Source organism: Borborobacter arsenicus, assembly GCF_003934165.1.
Lineage (GTDB): Bacteria > Pseudomonadota > Alphaproteobacteria > Rhizobiales > Rhizobiaceae > Pseudaminobacter > Pseudaminobacter arsenicus.
Map to the genome: position 1 here is coordinate 1 of NZ_RKST01000084.1, position 2,535 is coordinate 2,535.

The 2,535-nt window shown below is 65.5% G+C and carries 3 protein-coding genes; 1 reads left to right on the forward strand and 2 read right to left on the reverse strand.

What is annotated here, in order from left to right:
• Positions 1-115: 115 nt before the first annotated feature.
• Positions 116-340 carry a hypothetical protein gene (locus tag EET67_RS25225; protein WP_128628903.1) on the forward strand — a complete coding sequence of 75 codons (225 nt, stop codon included), beginning with the start codon at positions 116-118 and terminating at the stop codon, positions 338-340.
• A gap of 20 nt (positions 341-360) precedes the next feature.
• Here the strand turns inward: EET67_RS25225 and EET67_RS25230 are convergent, their stop codons facing one another.
• A complete protein-coding gene (locus EET67_RS25230; protein ID WP_128628904.1) occupies positions 361-1,551 on the reverse strand; it encodes an IS91 family transposase in 1,191 nt (396 codons plus the stop codon).
• Between the two features lie 12 nt (positions 1,552-1,563).
• Positions 1,564-2,424, reverse strand: a complete 861-nt coding sequence (locus EET67_RS25235) for a site-specific integrase (protein WP_128628905.1) — start codon at positions 2,422-2,424, stop codon at positions 1,564-1,566.
• Positions 2,425-2,535 lie beyond the last annotated feature (111 nt).

A 2,535-nucleotide genomic window follows, 5' to 3' on the forward strand; every position in this document is an offset into this window, starting at 1 on the left:
GGAATCTGGAGGCTTCTGTGAGGTCCGCGGGCAGGACGGAGCGGCCGAGTTGGCTGTCGGACCTCATTGCAAGCCGGATTGAACGGGGCCGCGGGCAGGACTGGCGCTATGGGGATTGTGGCCGGCAGGAGCGGTCGGGATCGTCTTCACCGGGCAGATGAAGGGCACTCGGGATGCAAAGGCGACGAAGGACGTCACGATAGAGCGCAGAATCTGGATGGCGGACGCGGTCGGTCAGCTTGTTGCGCCTTTCGTCACCGGCCTGACAGCTTCCGCCTTCGTGCGATGGGCCAAGAGTTGGCTGTCCGACGTCCATGGCGGCGGAGGCGGAACATGGTGATAAGGATGCGCCGGGCGTGATCATGAGGTGTCGCTCCAGAAAGGCCTCGGCGGCGCTTGTCCGCACTGCCAGATGGCGAGAGTGACCATTGCGCCTCCGCAGCAGCGGCATCGATGCTCGGGCGCAAGGGCAGGCGCGGCGGCGGCGGCGATCTTGGCATCCGGTGCGCGATGATCCTGTTGTGGTTTGGCTAGCAGCTTGCGGCACTGGTCGAGCCTGGCGACGCGATGGCCGTTGGCGAGGAACCCGTAATGACGGATACGGTGGAAGCCGTCCGGCAGGCTGTGCAGCAGGAAGCGGCGGATGAACTCGTGCGCGTCGAGCGTCATCACCTTTGTCCTTCCGCCATGACGATAATCCTTCCAGCGGAACGCAACCCGGTTGTCGGCCATGCTGATCAGTCGGGAATTGGCGATGGCGACGCGATGGGTGTAGCGCCCGAGGTAAGCCAGCACTTGCCCTGGACCGCCGAACGGCGGTTTGGCGTAGACCACCCAGTCGAGGCGGCGCGCCTTGGTCAGCAGGCGGGTGAAGGCGGCTGGCTCGGTCAGGCCGGCAATGTCGCCGAAGAACTTGAGGCTGCGCGCGTCGAAGGCGGCTCGTAGCTCCTCCAGGAATCGGCGGCGAAACAGGCGCGACAGGACGCGCACCGGAAGGAAGAACCCTGGCCGACAGGAGACCCAGCGGGAGCCGTCGGGCGAGACGCCACCGCCCGACACGATGCAGTGGATGTGCGGATGGTAGTGCAGGTTCTGCCCCCAGCTGTGCAGCACCGCGATGAGGCCGATCTCGGCGCCGAGATGTTTGGGATCGGCGGCGATCGTGCGCAGGGTCTCGGCCGCAGTCCTGAACAGGATGGCGTAAACCGCCGCCTTGTTCTGGAAGGCGATCGCGGCGACCTCGGCCGGCAGCGTGAACACGACATGGAAGTAGGGAACTGGCAGCAGTTCGGCCTCGCGTGCGGCGAGCCAGTCGCGGCAGGCCTGTCCCTGGCATTTGGGGCAATGCCGGTTGCGACAGGAATTGTAGGCCACGCGGATTGCCCCGCAGGATCGGCAGCCCTCGACATGGCCGCCGAGCTTGGCCGTCCGGCAGAGCTCGATCGCGCTCATCACGCGCCGCTCGACACGTCCGAGATGGCCGATATTGACCTGTCGATACGCCTCGCCATGGCGGCGGAAGATGTCCGCCACCTCCAGTCTTGCCGCCATAAGCGGAACCGATCAGCCCGGCGGCACCACCTCGATGTTCAGCCGGTCGAGCGGGCTCGTCGTGCGCCGGATGAGGCCGTTCGAGACCTTGGTGTAGAGCGCCGTGCTCGACAGATTGTTGTGGCCGAGCAGCACCTGGATGATGCGGATATCGGTGCCGTTCTCGAGCAGATGCGTGGCAAAGGAGTGCCTGAGCGTGTGCACCGTCACCCGCTTGTCGATGCCGGCAGCCGCGCGCGCCGAGCGGCAGGCCGAATACAGCACCTGCACGTCAATGGGGCGATTGGGGTCGCGGCCGGGAAACAGCCAGTCCTGCGGCTTCGCCAGTCGCCAGTAGACCCGAAGGATCCGAAGAAGCTGCGCCGACAGCATCACGGTGCGGTCCTTGCCGCCCTTGCCGTGCTCGACCCGGATCACGCCGCGTTCACTGTCGATGTGGCGGACCTTCAGCCCGACGGTCTCCGCGGCGCGAAGACCGGCCGCATAGGCCGTCGTCAGCGCCGTACGTGTCTTCAGGCTCGGCACCGCCTCCAGGAACCGGACGATCTCGTCGGCGCTGAGAACCACCGGCAGCGTGCGGGGCGAGCGGGCATAGACGATCCGTTCCGGAATCTCGGCATGGCCGAGCGTCACGCCGTAAAAGAACCGCAACGCGCACACCGTCTGGTTCAGCGCCGGCCACGAGATCCCGGTCGAGACCAGATGTACCTGGAAGGCGCGGACGTCCTCCAAGCCGAGCCGGTCCGGCGAAAGGCCGAAGTAGCGCGAAAACTTCGCTACGGCATGCACGTACGAGCGTTGCGTGGCCGGCGACAGATTGCGGATCGTCATGTCCTCAATCATGCGCCGGCGCAGCGGGCTTACCTCGGCCATCTCATTACTCCTGTCCTCAAGATTGCGCTTCAACAGCCGCAATCCTTCAAAACAGAAGCCTCAACCGCAAACCGACCTGCCAAATGCCGCGTCAGCGGCTTCGTTCAATCC

Excerpts from the sequence above, each read along its gene's own strand:
- EET67_RS25230 (WP_128628904.1), bottom strand. The coding sequence starts at position 1,551 with ATGGCGGCAAGACTGGAGGTGGCGGACATCTTCCGCCGCCATGGCGAG.
- EET67_RS25235 (WP_128628905.1), bottom strand. The coding sequence starts at position 2,424 with ATGGCCGAGGTAAGCCCGCTGCGCCGGCGCATGATTGAGGACATGACG.